17 protein-coding genes are annotated in these 16,718 nt (G+C 71.9%); 9 read left to right on the top strand and 8 right to left on the bottom strand.

The annotated features are described in order from the left end of the window. Positions 1–34: 34 nt before the first annotated feature. The 7 genes from ACYVLJ_RS00860 (at position 35) to ACYVLJ_RS00830 (ending at position 9,457) form a co-directional block, all read left to right on the top strand. Complete coding sequence (locus tag ACYVLJ_RS00860) at positions 35–1,657, top strand: thiamine pyrophosphate-binding protein (RefSeq protein ID WP_460437422.1); 1,623 nt, start codon at positions 35–37, stop codon at positions 1,655–1,657. Next, positions 1,654–3,678: a hydantoinase/oxoprolinase family protein gene (locus ACYVLJ_RS00855; protein ID WP_460437421.1), complete on the top strand. Its 2,025-nt coding sequence runs from the start codon at positions 1,654–1,656 to the stop codon at positions 3,676–3,678. Before ACYVLJ_RS00860 ends, ACYVLJ_RS00855 begins: the two co-directional genes overlap by 4 nt. Then, positions 3,675–5,375 carry a hydantoinase B/oxoprolinase family protein gene (locus ACYVLJ_RS00850; protein ID WP_460437420.1) on the top strand — a complete coding sequence of 567 codons (1,701 nt, stop codon included), beginning with the start codon at positions 3,675–3,677 and terminating at the stop codon, positions 5,373–5,375. Before ACYVLJ_RS00855 ends, ACYVLJ_RS00850 begins: the two co-directional genes overlap by 4 nt. A 1-nt stretch (position 5,376) precedes the next feature. Continuing rightward, a complete protein-coding gene (locus tag ACYVLJ_RS00845; RefSeq protein WP_460437419.1) occupies positions 5,377–6,162 on the top strand; it encodes an SDR family NAD(P)-dependent oxidoreductase in 786 nt (261 codons plus the stop codon). 4 nt (positions 6,163–6,166) lie between these two features. Then, positions 6,167–6,853 carry a GntR family transcriptional regulator gene (locus tag ACYVLJ_RS00840; protein WP_460437418.1) on the top strand — a complete coding sequence of 229 codons (687 nt, stop codon included), beginning with the start codon at positions 6,167–6,169 and terminating at the stop codon, positions 6,851–6,853. Between the two features lie 15 nt (positions 6,854–6,868). Continuing rightward, a complete protein-coding gene (locus ACYVLJ_RS00835) occupies positions 6,869–8,065 on the top strand; it encodes a CaiB/BaiF CoA transferase family protein (RefSeq protein ID WP_460437417.1) in 1,197 nt (398 codons plus the stop codon). A gap of 123 nt (positions 8,066–8,188) precedes the next feature. Beyond that, positions 8,189–9,457, top strand: coding sequence for an aminotransferase family protein (locus ACYVLJ_RS00830; RefSeq protein ID WP_460437416.1), 1,269 nt, complete (start codon positions 8,189–8,191; stop codon positions 9,455–9,457). Positions 9,458–9,514: 57 nt separating this feature from the next. Here ACYVLJ_RS00830 and ACYVLJ_RS00825 read toward each other — a convergent pair whose 3' ends face one another. The 7 genes from ACYVLJ_RS00825 to ACYVLJ_RS00795 all read right to left on the bottom strand — a co-directional run bounded on the left by ACYVLJ_RS00825 (position 9,515) and on the right by ACYVLJ_RS00795 (position 14,483). Continuing rightward, a complete protein-coding gene (locus ACYVLJ_RS00825; RefSeq protein ID WP_451969793.1) occupies positions 9,515–9,931 on the bottom strand; it encodes a VOC family protein in 417 nt (138 codons plus the stop codon). Then, entirely contained in the window at positions 9,931–10,128 is a 198-nt protein-coding gene (locus ACYVLJ_RS00820) for a hypothetical protein (RefSeq protein ID WP_004561810.1), read from the bottom strand. Before ACYVLJ_RS00820 ends, ACYVLJ_RS00825 begins: the two co-directional genes overlap by 1 nt. Before the next feature lie 133 nt (positions 10,129–10,261). Next, complete coding sequence (locus ACYVLJ_RS00815; RefSeq protein ID WP_460437415.1) at positions 10,262–10,765, bottom strand: GNAT family N-acetyltransferase; 504 nt, start codon at positions 10,763–10,765, stop codon at positions 10,262–10,264. Further along, on the bottom strand, positions 10,762–11,547 hold the full coding sequence (locus tag ACYVLJ_RS00810; RefSeq protein WP_460437990.1) for an IclR family transcriptional regulator: 786 nt from the start codon (positions 11,545–11,547) through the stop codon (positions 10,762–10,764). The genes ACYVLJ_RS00815 and ACYVLJ_RS00810 overlap by 4 nt, the downstream gene beginning before the upstream one ends. 122 nt (positions 11,548–11,669) lie before the next feature. Beyond that, complete coding sequence (locus ACYVLJ_RS00805) at positions 11,670–12,365, bottom strand: family 16 glycoside hydrolase (protein ID WP_451967822.1); 696 nt, start codon at positions 12,363–12,365, stop codon at positions 11,670–11,672. 79 nt (positions 12,366–12,444) lie between these two features. Then, entirely contained in the window at positions 12,445–13,902 is a 1,458-nt protein-coding gene (locus ACYVLJ_RS00800; RefSeq protein WP_460437989.1) for a PH domain-containing protein, read from the bottom strand. A gap of 68 nt (positions 13,903–13,970) precedes the next feature. Then, positions 13,971–14,483 carry a PH domain-containing protein gene (locus ACYVLJ_RS00795; RefSeq protein WP_460437414.1) on the bottom strand — a complete coding sequence of 171 codons (513 nt, stop codon included), beginning with the start codon at positions 14,481–14,483 and terminating at the stop codon, positions 13,971–13,973. Between the two features lie 180 nt (positions 14,484–14,663). Between ACYVLJ_RS00795 and ACYVLJ_RS00790 the strand changes: the two genes are divergently transcribed. Together ACYVLJ_RS00790 and ACYVLJ_RS00785 are read left to right on the top strand one after the other, a co-directional pair. Further along, the gene (locus ACYVLJ_RS00790) at positions 14,664–15,584 is read left to right on the top strand and encodes a proteasome assembly chaperone family protein (protein ID WP_451967818.1); all 921 of its coding nucleotides are present in this window, start codon (positions 14,664–14,666) and stop codon (positions 15,582–15,584) included. Beyond that, the gene (locus tag ACYVLJ_RS00785) at positions 15,581–16,345 is read left to right on the top strand and encodes a class I SAM-dependent methyltransferase (protein WP_460437413.1); all 765 of its coding nucleotides are present in this window, start codon (positions 15,581–15,583) and stop codon (positions 16,343–16,345) included. Before ACYVLJ_RS00790 ends, ACYVLJ_RS00785 begins: the two co-directional genes overlap by 4 nt. A gap of 9 nt (positions 16,346–16,354) precedes the next feature. Here the strand turns inward: ACYVLJ_RS00785 and ACYVLJ_RS00780 are convergent, their stop codons facing one another. Beyond that, positions 16,355–16,705: a YciI family protein gene (locus ACYVLJ_RS00780; RefSeq protein WP_451967814.1), complete on the bottom strand. Its 351-nt coding sequence runs from the start codon at positions 16,703–16,705 to the stop codon at positions 16,355–16,357. Positions 16,706–16,718 lie beyond the last annotated feature (13 nt).

Raw genomic sequence — 16,718 nt, 5'->3', positions numbered from 1 at the left:
CCAGATCGTTCAACGATCTGGCAGTATCCGCGCCGTGGCTGTGAGTGGTGCTCGGGAGCTGGTGGACGCGCTGGAAGCGCTCGGCGTGGAGATCGTCTTCGGCCTCCCGGGGGTGCACAACCTGCCGTTGTGGGAGGCGCTCGCCCGGACCCGCATCAAGGTCGTCGGGGTCCGCCACGAGCAGACCGCCGGGTACGCCGCCGACGGCTACGCGCGCGCCACCGGGAAGCTCGGCGTCGCCCTGGTCACCACCGGTCCGGGTGCCGCGAACACCCTCGGCGCGGTCGGCGAGGCCATGGCGTCCGCGGCTCCGGTGCTCGTCGTCGCCACCGACATCCCCTCGAAGCTGCGGCGTCCCGGCGTCGTTCGCGGCGTGCTGCACGAGACGTCCGACCAGCAGGCGATGTTCGCGCCGGTGACCAAGGGCGTCTTCACCGTGCGGGCCGCCGACCAGATCGGCACCACGGTGCACCGCGCGGCGCGGCTCGCGCTGGAGCCGCAGAGTGGCCCGGTCTACCTCGGCGTGCCCACCGACTACCTGCGTGAGACCGTCCCGCACCGGCGCCCGCCCGCACCGCACCGCAAGCCCGACGGCGACGTCCCCGACCTCGCTCGGGCCGAGGCGCTGCTGTCCGACGCGAAGCACCCGCTGATCTGGGCCGGCGGTGGCGCGCTGCGGTCGGGCGCGGGCGAGGCGATCGGCGTGCTCGCGGACAAGCTGGCCGCGCCGGTGCTCACCACGTTCGCGGCGCGCGGCCTGCTCCCGCTCGACCACCCCTGCCTGGCGCCGAACCCGGTGCACGCCCCGGAAGTCGGGGAGCTGTGGGACGAGGCCGACGTCGTCCTCGCGGTCGGCACGGACTTCGACGGCCTGATGACGCAGAACTGGGCCATGCCGAAGCCGCCGACGCTGATCGCGGTCAACGTCGACGCCGAAGACGCCGCGAAGAACTACCGGCCCGACCTGACGCTGGTCGGCGACGCGCGGGCGATCGTCGAGCGCCTGCTGCCCAAGGAACGGCCGGGCCTGCACGACACGGCGACGCGCCTGGCCGCCATCGGCCGCAAGGTGCGCCAGCGGATCCGCGAGGAGGAACCGCAGGCGCTCGACTTCCTGTCCACTTTGGACGAGGTGCTGCCGCGCGACGCCGTGCTGGTGTCGGACATGTGCGTCGCCGGCTACTGGGTCGGCGGCTTCCACCGGGTGCGGGCGCCGCGCAAGCTCGCCTACCCGATGGGCTGGGGCACGCTCGGCTACGGCTTCCCGGCGTCGCTCGGCGCCGCCGCCGCGGGCACCGGACGGGCCATCTGCATCACCGGCGACGGCGGATTCCTCTACGGCTGCGGCGATCTGGCGACGCTCGCGCAGGAGCAGCTGCCGGTCACGGTCGTCCTCGTCGACGACGGCGGCTACGGCATGCTGCGCTACGACCAGGACCGCGAGGGCCTGCCGCACCGCGGGGTCGACTGGGACAGCCCGGACTTCGTCGGCCTGGCCCGGTCGTTCGGGGTGCACGCCGACCGCGTGTCCGGGTTCGGGCGGGCGTTCCGCCGGCTGCTCGGCGAGTTCGTCGAGTCGGACGAGCCGAACGTCCTGGTCGTGCGCGCGCGGTTGAAGCCGCCGCTGAACACTTCGCCGCGGTGGTACCGGAAATGAGGATCGGCGTCGACATCGGTGGCACGTTCACCGATCTCTGCGCGGTGGACGACACCGGGATCGTCGCCGTCGGCAAGGTGCTGACCACGCACGACGAGCCCGCGCGGGCGGTCGAGGAAGGCCTGGCCGCGCTGCTGGCCGAAGCCGGCCACGACGTCGGGCAGGTGGTGCACGGGACGACGCTGGTCACGAACGCGCTCATCGAACGCAAGGGCTCCCGCACCGCGTTCCTCGCGACCGCCGGGTTCCGGGACGTCCTGGAGATGCGCCGCGAGCACCGCTACGAGCTGTACGACCTGAACCTCGAGCTGCCCGCGCCGCTCGTGCCGCGGCACCTGAGGTTCGACGTCCCGGAACGGATCCTCGCCGACGGATCGATCCACATCGGACTCGACGAGGCGTACGTCGCCCGGCTGGGGCGGGAGCTCGCGGCACGCGGGATCGAGGCGGTCGCGGTCTGCTTCCTGCACTCGTTCACGAACCCGGCGCACGAGCGGCGCGTCGCCGGGATCCTGGCCGAGGTGGCGCCGTCGCTCAGAGTGGCGCTGTCGTCCGAGGTCGTCCCGGAGATCCGCGAGTTCGAACGCGCGTCGACGACGGTCGCGAACGTCTACGTCCAGGACCTCACCGAGCGCTACCTGCGCGACCTCGAACACCGCCTGAGACGGCTCGGCATCACCGGCGCGCCGCACATCATGCTGTCCAACGGCGGTCTGGCCACTGTGGACACCGCGGCCCGGCACCCGATCCGGATCCTGGAGTCCGGCCCCGCGGGTGGTGCCCTCGCGGCGGCCGCGATCGGACCGGCCGACCTGCTGGCCTTCGACATGGGTGGCACGACGGCGAAGCTGTGCCTGATCGCCGGCGGCGCGCCCCTCGTGACGCACCAGTTCGAAGTGGACCGCAAGTACCGGCTGCTGCCCGGTTCCGGGCTGCCGGTGCAGGTGCCGGTCACCGACATGATCGAGATCGGCGTGGGCGGCGGCTCGATCGCCCGCATCGACGCGCTGGGCCTGCTGACCGTCGGACCGGACTCGGCCGGGTCCGAGCCCGGTCCGGTCTGCTACGGCCGCGGCGGCACCGAACCCACGGTCACCGACGCCGACCTCGTCCTGGGCTACCTCGACCCGGGCTACTTCCTCGGCGGCGGCATGGAGCTGGACGCCGATGCCGCGAGAGCGGTACTCCGCGAAAAGATCGCCGGTCCGCTCGGGCTGAGCGTCGAGGAAGCCGCGTGGGGCATCCACACGAGCGTCAACGAAGACATGGCGAACGCCGCGCGCGTGCACGCCGTCGAGCGGGGGCAGGATCCGGCGAAGCTGCCGATGTACACGTTCGGCGGCGCGGGCCCGGTGCACGGCGTCGGCGTCGCGCGGGCGCTGGGGGCGCCGTCGGTCGTCGCGCCGCCCGCCGCGGGGGTGCTCAGCGCCGCCGGGTTCCTGACCGCGCCGCTGGCGTTCGACTTCGTCCGGTCGGCAAGCGCGGCCGTGCACGAACTGGCGTGGGAGCAGGTCGACGCGCTGTTCGCCGAGATGGAAGCGGAAGGCGCGGCACTGCTCGCGAAGTCCGGAGTGGACGATGTGACCCACCGCCGGATCGCCGAAATGCGCTACGCCGGGCAGGGTTACGAGATCCGCGTCCCGGTGCACGGAGGCCGCTGGCCCGAGACCCTGATCGACGAGTTCACCCGCACCTACCGGACGCTCTACCGGCGTACCGGGCCCGAGGTCGGCGTCGAGGTGCTGAACTGGCGGGTCGTTTCGAGCGGCCCGGCGCCGGACGTCACGCTGCGGCTGAACTCGCAGGTCACCGGCGGTGACGCGCGGAAGGGCACGCGCAAGGCCTACTTCCCGTCGACAGGGGGATTTGTCGACACGGCGGTGTTCGACCGGTACCGGCTCGAAGCGGGCGCGCGGATCGACGGACCGGCCATCGTGGAGGAACGCGAGTCCACTGTGGTCGTCCCGCCGGGCGCGCACTGCGTCGTCCGGGACGACGCGGCGCTGGAGGTGACGGCGTGAGCGTCGACCCCATCGTCGTCGGGCTGTTCGGCAACCGGCTGCACTCGATCCTCGCCGAGCAGCAGAACGCACTGGTCAACACGGCCTTCTCGGCCGTCGTGCGGGAGTCGCTCGACCTCGCCTGCGCGGTGTTCGACTCGCGCGGCGAGATGATCGGCCAGTCCGTCGGCGGCACGCCCGGGCACATCAACGCGATGGCCACCGGCATGCACCACTTCGCCGCCGCGTACCCGCCGGAGACCCTCGAACCCGGCGACGTGCTGCTGACCAACGACCCGTGGCAGACCGCCGGGCAGATCAACGACATCACGGTGGCGACGCCGGTGTTCCGGAACGGCCGGCTGGTCGCGTGGTTCGCGTCGTGCTGCCACGCGCCGGACATCGGCGGCCGGCTCGTGTCGGCCGAGGCCCACGAGGTCTTCGAAGAAGGCCTTCGCCTGCCGATCATGAAATTCCTCCGCGCGGGCGAGGTCGACGCCGACCTGGAACGGCTGATCCGCGCCAACGTGCGGACGCCGGAGGAGACCATCGGCGACCTGTACGCGCAGGTCACCGGCAACGAGGTCGGCGCGGCGAGCCTGCTGCGGCTGCTGGACGAGTTCGGCCTGGACTCGCTCGACGACGTCGCCGCCGAGATCATGAACCGGTCCGAGAAGGCGTTGCGCGACGCGTTGCGCGAGCTCCCGGACGGCGTCTACACCAACGAAATCGCCACCGACGGCTTCGACGACGAAGACGTCGTGCTGCGCGTGACGGCCACTGTGGACGGTGACTCGATCCACCTCGACTTCGCGGGTTCGTCGCCTCAGAGCCGCCGCGGGATCAACGTCGTGCTGAACTACACGCGGGCGTACGCGTCGTTCGCGGTCAAGGCCGCGATCTCGCCGGAGGTACCGCACAACGCGGGTTCGTTCCGGCCGGTGCACGTCACCGCGCCCGAAGGTTCGGTGCTGAACTGCCGGCCGCCGTCGCCGGTCGCGTCACGGCACCTGATCGGGCACTTCCTGCCTTCGCTGCTGATCGGTGCGCTGCCGGGCGCGGCGATCGCGCCGAGCGCCGACGCGCTGTGGATGACCATCTGGCGCGGGCCCGGGTTCATGCTCAACGTGTTCCAGACCGGTGGCATGGGTGCGCGCGCCGGCAAGGACGGCTTGACCACCACGGGGTTCCCGAGTGGACTGCGGTCGACGCCGACCGAGGTCATCGAGACCATGGCCCCGCTCGTCCAGCATTCGCGAGAGTTGCGAGTGGACTCCGGGGGCGCGGGCCGGTGGCGTGGCGGCCTCGGACAGGTGACCACGATGGGGGCACGGACCGGGGATTCCTGGAGCGTCAACGGGAACGTCGACCGCGTGCGCGCCGCGGCGTCCGGTGTGGACGGCGGAAACCCCGGGGCACCCGGACGGTTCGGCTTGCGCGGCGGAAGCGCGCTTCCGGTGAAGAGCCGGGTTACCCTGGCGGCGGAGTCCGTTGTGGACGTCACACTGCCCGGCGGTGGCGGTTACGGGCCGCCGCACGAGCGTCCGGTGGCGGCGGTGCTCGCGGACGTCGTCGAGGGCTATGTCTCGATCGAGGCGGCGCGCGAGGTGTACGGCGTCGCGGTGCGGTACCTCGGGGACGCGGACGCGCTCGTCCGGCTTCCCGAGGATTACGCCGTGGACGAAGAACAGACAGCACGACTGAGAGCGGGGAAGTGACATGGGTCGGTTGGCCGGCAAGGTGGCGGTCGTCTTCGGCGGCGCGCGGGGCATCGGTCTCGCCACGGTGAAGGAGTTCGTCGCCGAGGGCGCGACGGTGTTCGCTTCCGACATCCGCGAGCCCGCCGAACCGGTCGACGGCTGCCGGCACTCCATAGTGGACGCCACGGACGAAGCCGCGGTCGGCGCCTTTGTGGACGATGTCATCGCCGAGACGGGCCGGATCGACGTGCTGTTCAACAACGTCGGCGTCCACCTCGGGAAGCCGCTCGCCGAGACGACGCTGGCCGAGTTCGACAACATCTTCGCGCTCAACGTGCGGGCCGCCTTCCTCGGCACCCGCGCCGTGCTGCCGCACATGATCGAGCGCAGGGCCGGCAGCATCGTCACGACGTCGTCGAACGGCGGCGTGATGGGCCGCCCCGGCGACCCGGTGTACAACGCCACCAAGCACGCGCTGGTCGGGCTCACGAAGTCGATCGCCGTGGCGCACGCGCACCAGGGCATCCGCGCCAACACGGTGAGCCCCGGCGCGATCGACACCGACATGCTGCGCAGCACGCTGAACTCGCCGGAGGAGTTCGAGACCAAGCAGCACCAGCTCGTCGCGAGCACGCCCGCCGCCCGCGTCGGCGAGGCGTGGGAGGTCGCGAAGGCGGTGGTGTTCCTGGCGAGCGACGAGTCGCGGTTCGTCAACGGCGTCGTGCTGCCGGTCGACGGCGCGAAGGCCGCGGGGGCGATGCCGGGCAACCGCTACAGCCTCGATTTCGAACTCGGCGTCAGGTAGCGCCTTGTCCGTCGACGCTTCGGGGCTTTCGAGCGAACGGCACCAGCTGGAGCGCAGCGGGACGGCCGAGCGGGTGGCCGCGATCCTGCGCCAGTACATCACCGACGGCGTGTTCGCCCCCGGTGAGCGGCTGTCCGAGCCGGTGATCAGCGCGGCGCTCGGTGTCTCGCGCAACACGCTGCGCGAGTCGTTCCAGCTGCTGGCCCACGAGCGGCTCGCGGTGCACGAGCTGAACCGCGGGGTGTTCGTGCGCGAGCTGACCGCCGAGGACATCGAAGACCTGTACGTCGTCCGCCGGGCCACCGAATGCGGTGCGCTGCGGCGGGCGGCCGAACTGTCCACTGTGGACCTCACGATGGTCGAGCGGGCCCTGGGCGACGGCCGCGCAGCGGCGCGGGAAGAGGACTGGCCCGCGGTCGGGACCGCGAGCATCCACTTCCACCAGGCACTGGTCGACCTGGCGGGGAGCGAGCGCATTTCGTCGACGATGCGGCAGGTGCTCGCCGAGACGCGGTTGTTCTTCGTGCTGAACGAAAACACGAGGGAGTTCTACGAGCCGTTCCTGGAGTGCCACGAGCAGATCCTGGAGGACCTGCGCCGCGGCCGGTTCGACGTCGCGGAGGCTTCGCTGGACCGCTACCTCCGCGACGCCGAAGCCCGGCTGCTGGAACTGAGCGTCGAAGACCGGTGACCGAAGGAGCCATCGATGCCCGCTGACCACGCCGGGTTCCGCCCGCTGGACGGGATCAAGGTCGTCGACCTGTCCCGCATCCTCGCCGGGCCGTATTGCACGCAGTACCTCGGCGAGATGGGCGCCGACGTGGTGAAGGTGGAGCCGCCGGGGCACGGCGACGACACCCGCGGCTGGGGACCGCCGTTCGTCGGCGAGAGCGACGAAGCCGTGTACTACCTCGCGGCGAACCGGAACAAGCGCGGCATCGTGCTCGACTTGAAGAGCGACCGCGGACGGGAAGCCCTCCGACGGCTGGTGGCGGACGCCGACGTGCTCGTCGAGAACTTCCGGCCGGGGACGCTGGAGAAGTGGGGACTGGGGTACCAGGTTCTGTCGGAGCTGAACCCGCGGCTGATCCACGTGTCGATCACCGGGTTCGGGCAGACCGGGCCGTACCGCGACCGCGCGGGCTACGACCTCGTCGCGCAGGCCCTCGGCGGCGTGATGTCGCTGACCGGTGAGCCCGACGGCGCGCCGGCGAAGGTCGGGCTGCCGGTGGCGGACCTCAACGCGGGCACGTGGGCGATCATCGCGGTGCTGATGGCGTTGCAGGCGCGGCACACCACCGGTCGCGGGCAGTACCTCGATGTGTCCCTTTTGGACAGTCAGCTGGCCTGGCACGTGTATGCCGCGGGGGCGCACTTCTACGACGCGCCCCGCCCGCGCCGGATGGGCTCGGCGCACCCGAGCATCGTCCCGTACCAGGCGTACCACGTCTCGGACGGCTGGCTGATCATCGCGGTGGGCAGCGAAAAGCTGTGGCACGCGTTCTGCGGCGTGCTGCAGCTGGACGTCGCTTCGGACCCTCGCTTCTCTTCGAACGCTTCGCGCGCGGCCAACCGCGACGAGCTGAACGCACTGCTGGAGCCGGTCCTGCTCACCCGGACGGCGGCGGACTGGCTGAAGTCCTTCGACGCGGCGGGCATCCCGGCGGCCCCGATCAACGACATCGACGACGTGTACGCGGACCCGTGGACGGCCGCGCGCGACCAGGTGGTCCGCCTCCCGCACCCGACGGTGGGCACGTACCTGGGGACGGGCTTCCCGGTGAAGGCCTCGGAGACCCCGGCGCGCCCGACGTCGGCCCCGCCCACGCTGGGGCAGCACACCTCGGAGGTGCTGGCGGAGCTGGGGTATTCGGCGGAGGAGATCGCGGAGTTCCTGGACTGACGTTCAGCCGGCGGCGGTTGCCGTGCCGTTCCGGACAGCGCCGCCTTGTGAACTGTGCACGATGGAGTGTTCGCGCGGGGTGCTTCGCCCTGGTAAGGATGGGGGCGGGACTGAGGAGGACCGATGTCAGCACAGCACGCCCTTTGGCACCCCTTCGCCGACATGGGGGCCGTCGACGGCGACCGGATGGTCATCACCCGTGGTGAGGGCTCCTACGTCTGGGATGACGCGGGGCGGCGGTACTTCGATGCCACCGCGTCGCTCTGGTACGCCAACTTCGGGCACGGGCGGCCCGAGATCACCGAAGCCGTCACCAAGCAGCTGCGGACGCTCGACACCTACAACACCTTCGGCTACAACGCGAACGAGCCTGCGATCGAGCTGGCCGACCGGGTTGCCGGGCTGGCGCCGACGCCGGGGTCGAAGGTCTTCTTCGGCTCGGGCGGCGGGGACGTCATCGACACCGCCGTCAAGCTCGCGCGCGCCTACTTCGCGCACACCGGGCGGCCCGAGAAGGTGCACGTCATCGGGCGGGCGCAGGGCTACCACGGCACGCACGGCTTCGGCACGGCCGTCGGCGGGATCCCGGTCAACGCCGTCGGCTTCGGGCCGCAGCCGCCGGACTTTTCGCACGTGCCGTTCGACAGCGCCGCGGCGCTCGAAGCCGAAATCAGCCGGGTCGGGGCGGACCGGGTCGCTGCCTTCTTCTGCGAGCCGGTGATCGGCGCGGGCGGGGTGCTGCTGCCGCCGGACGGGTACATCGAGGAGGTCGCGGCGATCTGCCGCCGGCACGACGTGCTGTTCGTCGCCGACTGCGTGATCGCGGCCTGGGGCCGGCTCGGCACGTGGTTCGGCGTCGACCGCTGGGCCGTCCAGCCGGACCTGATCACGACGGCCAAGGGCATCACCGGCGGCACCATCCCGCTGGGCGCGCTGATCGTGGCCCCGCGCGTCGCGGAGCCGTTCTTCACCGGCGCGCCTGGTGCCCCGATCTTCCGGCACGGCGCGACGTACTCGGGTCACCCCGTGGCGTGCGCGGCCGGCCTGGCGACGCTCGACATCTACGAGCGCGACGGCCTGATCCCGCGCGGTCGTGAGCTGGAAAAGCCGTTGGCCGACGCGGTTTCCGGAGTCGTCGGGCACCCGCTCGTCGCGGAAGTCCGCGCGGGGCTGGGCTTCCTCGCCGCGGTCGAGCTGACGGCGGAGGTCATGGACGCCGACCCGGGCGCGCCGGTGAAGCTGCAGCGCGCCTGCCGGGACGAGGGCGTGATCGTGCGGAACCTCGGCCGGGGTGTCGCCGTGTCGCCGCCGCTGATCGCCGCGGAACCGGAGCTGGACCTGCTGGCCGCCGCGCTGCCCAAGGCCCTGGACAGGCTGGCGGCGCAGCGCTGACGCGGTGAACGGCTCTTTCCTGTCCTCCGACGGCAGGAAAGAGCCGGCCACCGCGGCTCAGGAGATGCAGAACTCGTTGCCCTCCGGATCCGCCATCGTCACCCAGCTGTGCGGCCCCTGGCGCCCGCGCCACAGGAACTTCGCCCCGCGCGCCTGCAGCTTCTCCAGCGTCGCCTCGACGTTGTCCGCGCCCACCCACACGTCGATGTGGACGCGGTTCTTGACGGTCTTCGGTTCCGGTACCTCCTGGAAGAGGATCCGCCGGGGCGGGCCCTCAGGTGGCGAGTCCGGATGGCGGATGCCCGCCCCGGTTCTCCACACCAGTTCCCCCTTGTAGGTCCGGGTTTCCTCCTCCTTCGCGTACCCCTTCGCGATCATCTCGCGGATGAAGTCCGCGTCGGTCGGTTCGACCGCCCACTCGAGCGTTTCCGCCCACCAGTCGGCGAGCACGTGCGGGTCGGTCGTGTCGATCACTACCTGGAAGTCATGCGCCATACGGGCACGTTAACGACCGAGTCCGACATTTTCCGGAGCATCGGGTCCTCGGGGACGACCGTGAAGCGCCACTTGTCCACGCCGCCGCCCATGATCTCCGCGTACCGGCGGGCGCCGTCGGCGTTGGCGAAACGCACCTGCTGGCCGTTCGTCAGGTGGGTGATCTTGACCGCCATGACAACCTCCCGAAGTCTGTGGGCCGGCCCGCGGAGCTTCCCCCTCCGGAGCCGGCGAGCACAGTAGAACACATGTTCGACCCGTCGCGCCAGTGGATCCCCCGCTCAGGGGAGGAAAACGGGAAAGCGCAGGTCAGAGCGGTCGGATCATCGCGACGCGCGGCCAGGCGTCCAGGCCGCGGGCCGCTTCCGCGCGGCGGATCGCCCGCAGGCCGTCGCCGATTTCGCCGTCCGCCAGGACCCGGAACCGCAGCCGCTCGTAGTAGGGCGCGTTCCACGGCACCTCGGCGAACGTCGTCAGCGTCAGGGCCGGCAGCCCCCGGGCGCCCGCCCACGCTGCGAGCGTCTCGATCAGCGCGCTGCCCAGCCCGCGCCGCCCGTGGCTCGGGCGGACCGAGACCTGCTCGATGTGCGCGCACCCGTCGACGACCTCCGCGACGAGGTACGCCACCGGCCGGTCGCCGTCGTCGGCGCTCACCCACGCGCGGCCGTCGGACTGGTACACCGCCAGTTCCGCGACCGACCCCGGGTCGTCGTCGGCGATCGCGGTCATGCCGAGGGCGCGGAAGAGGTGGCCGGCCTCGCGCTCGACGTCGATCAGTGCCGGCAGGTCGTCGGGACGCGCGAGCCGGATCACAGCGAATAGGACGAGATCGTCCGCTCGATCCGGGTCGCGTAGCCCCGCAGTGCCGTGATCGCGGTGTCGCGGGCGCCCTCGGTGATCCGCGCCGCCGGGCCGGCCATCGTCAGCACGGTCGGCCGCCGCCCGTACGCGGGTACTGGCACGGAACACGCCCAGACGCCCTCGTCGATTTCGCCGGAGCTGACCGCGTACCGGTTCTCCAGCGCGTGCTTGAGCTCGTCGCGCACGAAGGTGCCGCGCTGCTCCACGACGGGCGCCAGCCGCCGGTCACGCTCGATCTCGGGCAGCAGCGCGAGCAGCATCTTGCCGGACGCGCCGACGCCGAGCGGCAGCGAATGCCCCGGCTCGAAGGTGAACCGCATGGCGCGGTCGCACTCGACGCGGTCGGCGCACACGGCGGCGTCGCCGAACTGCTGGAACAGCATCACCGTCTCGCCGAGCTCCCGCGCGGCCTCCTCCATGGCCGGCTTCGCCAGCCGCACGAGGTCGTTCGCCAGCTGCGCGGCCCGGGCGAGCGGCATCACCTGGCTGGTGAGGTGGTAGTGCCCCGCCCGGCCCTCCTCGAGCAGCTGCAGCTCCTTGAGCAGCGCCACGTACCGGTAGGTCGTCGCGACCGGGGTGCCGATCGTCGCGGCGAGCTCGGCCACGCTGGCCTCCCAGCGCCGCTCCGAAAACGCGAGCAGCAGCTGGAGGACCTTGCGGGAACTGCTGGCACCGGGGGTCCGGCGCGGTGCGGTGGTGGCGGAACCGTCGACGGCACTGACGGCAGGCGTCATCATGACCTCTCGGTGAGACAAAAACGACCTTCGCTATCACACGGGGTGAATAAATTAGCACGTTGTGTTAAACGAAGGCCAGTATTGTGTCGACGGCCCCACCATTCGGGAATAGCCGCGGCTCAGAGCGTGAGGAACTCGCCCGGTTTCGTCACCACGGGTGACTCGACGTAGAGATTGCGGTACTCGTCCTGGATGCCGGAGTTGTGCACCTGCAGCGCGAGCGGGCCGACGCGGCCGGCCGTCTTGTCGGTGAACCGCAGGACCTCGACGCCCTTGCAGGTCACGGCCGTCCCGGTCAGCGGGCAGCACGCCATCCGCGCGACGCCGGTGGCCAGGTCCCCGATCAGCTCGCACTGCGCCCACTTCTTGATGTCGATGGCGGGGTGGGACAGCTGCTGGAACAGTTTCCCGCCGCCGTCGTTGTGCCCCGGCCGGTAGTCCCAGTGGCCGCCGTTCGGCGGCTGGAACTGGATGGCGCTCAGCGCGTCGCGGATCGGGTCGGTGGTGCCCCAGATCAGCACGGTCGGTTTGTGGTTGCCCTTCACCTGGCGCACATTGAATATCCACCGAAACGTGCCGACCTGCTGTTTGTTGTAGTACAACCAGCCGCGGGCGGTGCCATTCCCGTGGATGACGCCGTCCTTCGCCGACCAGAGGCCCGGTTTGGACGACGTCCAAGCGGTCAGGTCGGTGCCGTCGAACATCGGGACCAGGTTCGGGTCGCCGTACGGGTTGTCCGCCGCCTGCGCGGCCGGGGCGAACCCCGAAGCCACGACGATCCCCGCGGCCAGCACGCCAAGGAGCTTCCGGAACATCCTGCCGTCCTCTCGTGAACGCGATGGGAGGTGCGTTTCGGACGGCGGATTTCACGCTACGAGCAGCGCCGGTGAGGCGTCAACCGCGGTCCCGCTGACCGGTCAGGAACGGCGTCAGCAGGCCGGGCACGGCCTGGTCGGCCAGGGCGAGCCCGTCGGACTCCCCGACGTCCAGCACGCGGTAGTGCCCCTTGCCCGCGGCGACCGGGGCGATCACCGTGACCAGGCCGGCGCGGCGCTGGAAGTACGAGCGCTCGACGACGACGCCGGTCATCCCGTCGCAGCGGACCGCCGCGGTGGCGCGGTCGAGGGAACCCGAGCGCGTCACCAGGTAGCGGCCGGTGAGCGCGTGGCCCAGGCCGCGGTAGCGGTCCCAGCCGACGAGCGCGGCGACCGGCAGCAGCACGAGCGCGACCTGCCACGGCCAGTCCGGCCAGCCGGCGAGCCACGCCAGGGCGTACAGCGCCGCGGCGAGCAGCAGCACGCCGGCGACCGCGCGGGAGATCCGCCGGTAGAGCGCGCGACGCGGGTGGCGCGTCAGCGGCGCCGCCACCGGGTCCTCGCCGAGCACCTCCGCGACGACTTCGTGCGCCCGCTTCAGCGGCGCGGGCGGCAGCAGCAGGCCGCCGCCCTTGTCCGCGCTCTTGCCCTCGCGCAGGCCGCCGGCGATGGCGACGCAGCGCGCGCCGCCCGCGAGCCGCAACGGCAGCGGCTCGCGGATTTCCACGCCCCGCAGGCGGTCCTCCTCGATCGACACCGAGCGCGTGGTGATCAAGCCACGCCGGATGTGCAGCGTGCCGGCGGGCTCGCGGGTGAGCCGGAAGTTCCAGAACGACAGCACGTACCCGCCGACCGAAAGCAGCGAGACGAGCACCAGCAGCGCGGCGGCGGCGAGCACCAGGCTCAGCCACGCCGGCGTCTCGGCGAAGTGCCCGACGACCGCCTGGACGAGGGAGAACTGCACCGGGTCGAAGTGCAGCTCGTGCGCGAAGTGGTAGACGGTGCCGAGCACGGCACCGACCACCGCGATGCCCGAGAGCGTGAACGGCGCGTACCGCAGCCACCTCTTGTCGACGGCCGCGACGAGCTGTTCGGGCGGCGGTGCGGCTTCCTCCGTCGCCACGGCCTTGCGGTGCAGGAGCAGCGTCCGCAGCCGCTGCGCTTCCGCGATCGTCACGGCGTCGAGGACGAGCTCGTCCTTGCCCGGCCCCTTGCCGTGCGAGTGCCGCCCGGTGCCGATCCGCGCCGCCGCCAGCGAGAACAGCCGGTGCTTCGGCTCCGAGGTGACGTCGACCGTGCGGATCCGGTCGCGGGGGATGGCGCGCTGCTTGCGCAGCAGCAGCCCGGTGTGCCACTCGACCTGCGATTCGGTGATCCGGTAGCGCGAGGTCAGCACGTGCGAGACGCCGGTGCAGATGGCGATCGCGGTGAAGACCAGGCCGATCCACTGCCACGGCTCGCCGTGGCCGACCAGGAGCGCGCCCAGCAGCACCGGCAGCGACCGGACCAGGTCGAGGACCGGCCGGATGAGCAGCATGCGCCGGTCGAGGCGGTGCCAGGGCGCGTCCTGCGTCCCCTCGGCGGGCAACGTGACGGTTTCGGTGCTCACGTCGCGTCTCCCCGAACGGCCTGGGTCGTCTTCGTGAGCTCGTCGGCCAGCGCGAGCGCGCGGTCGTGCGCCAGGCCCGAGATGCGCAGCGGGCCCGCCGCGGACGCCGTCGTCACGGTGATCTTCGCCAGGCCGAACAGCTGCTCCACCGGGTCGCGTTCGATGTCGACGGTCTGGATCCGCGACACCGGCGCGATCCGCCACTGCTGCTTCAGCCAGCCCGCCTGCGTGTAGACGGCCTCGCCGGTGACCTCCCAGCGGTGCACGCGGTAGCGCCACTGCGGCATCACGACCAGGTGCAGCGGGCCGAGCACGCAGGAGACCACCAGCGTCACGGTGAGGAACGACGGCGCGTCGTCGCTGGTCACCACGATCACCGTCTGCAGGCCGATCAGCAGGACCCAGAGGATCGCCGCGGTCGCCGTCCAGTAGCCGATGGCCCGGCGGCTGACCCGGTGCGCGGGCGGCCGCAGGCGCAGGGCGGTCGTGTTCGTGGTGTGTTCGCTCACGGGTCAAGCGTGCCCGATCGGCGCCTTGCGCGCCCACGACATGTGTCACGATGCCGATCCCGTCCGGACTCGATCGCGTGCCGTTACGATCGGCGACACCGTCGGCGGAATGGATTCCCCGGACGAGTGTGTTGTGCTTGACGGATTGACGCGTCAGCCAGGAGCAAGCAGGAGGATCCGGTGGGATTCGATCCCGACGACCTGTACGAGGTGGACTCGGACGTCCCCGACCTGACCGGGGCGGTGCTGCTGCACCACTTCGAAGGGTTCATGGACGCCGGCTCGGCGGGCCGTCTGCTGGCCGAACACCTCCTCGGCGGTGAGCACCGGGTGATCGCCCGCTTCGACGTCGATCGGCTCATCGACTACCGCTCGCGGCGGCCGACGATGACCTACGCGGTGGACCACTGGGAGGACTACGACGCGCCCGAGCTGGTCGTCCACCTGCTGCACGACGCCGACGGGACGCCGTTCCTGCTGCTGTCGGGCCCGGAGCCGGACCACGACTGGGAGCGGTTCTGCGCCGCCGTGCGCAACCTCGTCGAACGCTGGGGCGTCCGGCTGACCGCCGGCTTCCACGGCATCCCGATGGGCGCCCCGCACACCCGCCCGCTCGGCGTCACCGCGCACGCGACGCGCAAGGACCTCGTCGGCGAGCACCAGCCGCTGCCGAACCGGCTGCAGGTGCCGGGCAGCCTGGCCGCGCTGCTGGAGTACCGGCTCGGCGAGTGGGGTTTCGACGCCCTCGGGTTCGCCGCGCACGTGCCGCACTACCTGGCGCAGTCGACGTACCCGGCCGCGTCCCTGATCGTGCTCGACGCGCTGAGCCGCTCGACCGGGCTGAACCTGGCCGAGGGCGAGCTGCGCGAGGCGGCGGACCTCGCCGACGCGGAGATCAACCGCCAGGTCGCGGAGTCCGACGAGGTCGCCGACGTCGTCCGCGCGCTGGAGCGCCAGTACGACACGTTCGTCGAGGCCTCGGAGCGGGGTTCGCTGCTGGCGGAATCGGTCGAGCACATGCCGACCGCGGAGGAGCTGGGCTCGCAGTTCGAGCGGTTCCTGGCCGAGCAGAACGGCGGCGACGGCACCGAGCGGGGATGACCCGCTACGACGAGATCGGCGTCGGCTACGCGCGGGGGCGGCGGACCGACCCACGGTGGCTCGCGCCGGTGCTCGACGCGCTGGGCGCCGCCGGCTCGGTCGTCGACGTCGGGTCCGGGACGGGGTCCTACGAGCCGCCCGCGCGCCGGGTCGTCGCCGTGGAGCCGTCGGCGGAGATGATCCGGCAGCGCGGTCCCGGAGCGGCGCCGGTCGTGCGCGCGGTCGCGGAGGCGCTGCCGTTCGCCGCGGGGGCGTTCGACGCGGCGCTGGCGGTGCTGACCGTGCACCACTGGCCCGACTGGCGCCGCGGCCTCGACGAGCTGCGCCGGGTCTCGCGCCGCCAGGTCGTCCTGGCCTACGACACCGCGCGGCACAACGACTTCTGGCTCGTGCGCGAGTACGTGCCGGAAGTGGCGGCCCTCGAGGAGTCGCGCCCGTCGGCGCCGGAGATCGCGGCTCACCTTGGCGCGTCCTCGGTGGTGGAGCTGCCGGTGCCGTGGGACTTCACGGACGGCGTCTTCCCGGCCTACTGGCGACGCCCGGAGGCCTACCTCGACCCGGCCGTGCGGCAGTCGTGCTCGGCGCTCGCGCAGACCGCGCCCGACGCCGTCGCGCGCGGCATGGCGCGGCTGCGGGCGGACCTGGAGTCCGGCCGGTGGCAAGCGGAGCACGCGGACCTGCTGGACCTCCCGGAGTGGGACGCGGGATTCCGGCTCATCGTGGCGGGACGGCGCTGGAGTCCGGCGTCGACGACCAGGTGACGGTGAAGCTCACGGAGCCGTAGGCGGCCCTTCGGGGATTTCCCGCAACTCGAGCGTGCCGACCTCGGCCCACGGGTGGCGCGAGGCGACCTCGACGGCCGTCGCGCGGTCCGCGCACTCGAGGACGTTGTAGCCGCCGATCTGCTCCTTGGTCTCGGCGAACGGGCCGTCGGTCAGCAGCACCGCGCCGTCGCGCACCCGCACCGTCTTCGCCTCGGCGGGCGGGCGCAGCCCGGTACCGGCCTGCCGGACGCCGCGCCGCTCGGCTTCGGCCGCCCACTCGTGGCAGCGGCGCGCCATCTCCGGGCCGGCCGCCGCGCCCGCGGCCTCGTCCCCGCACAGCAGGAGCAGGTATCGCACGGCGCCAGCATGC

The organism is Amycolatopsis stemonae, assembly GCF_054781455.1.
The sequence above is the reverse complement of the archived record's forward strand: the minus strand, read 5'-3'. Positions and strand labels throughout refer to the sequence as shown.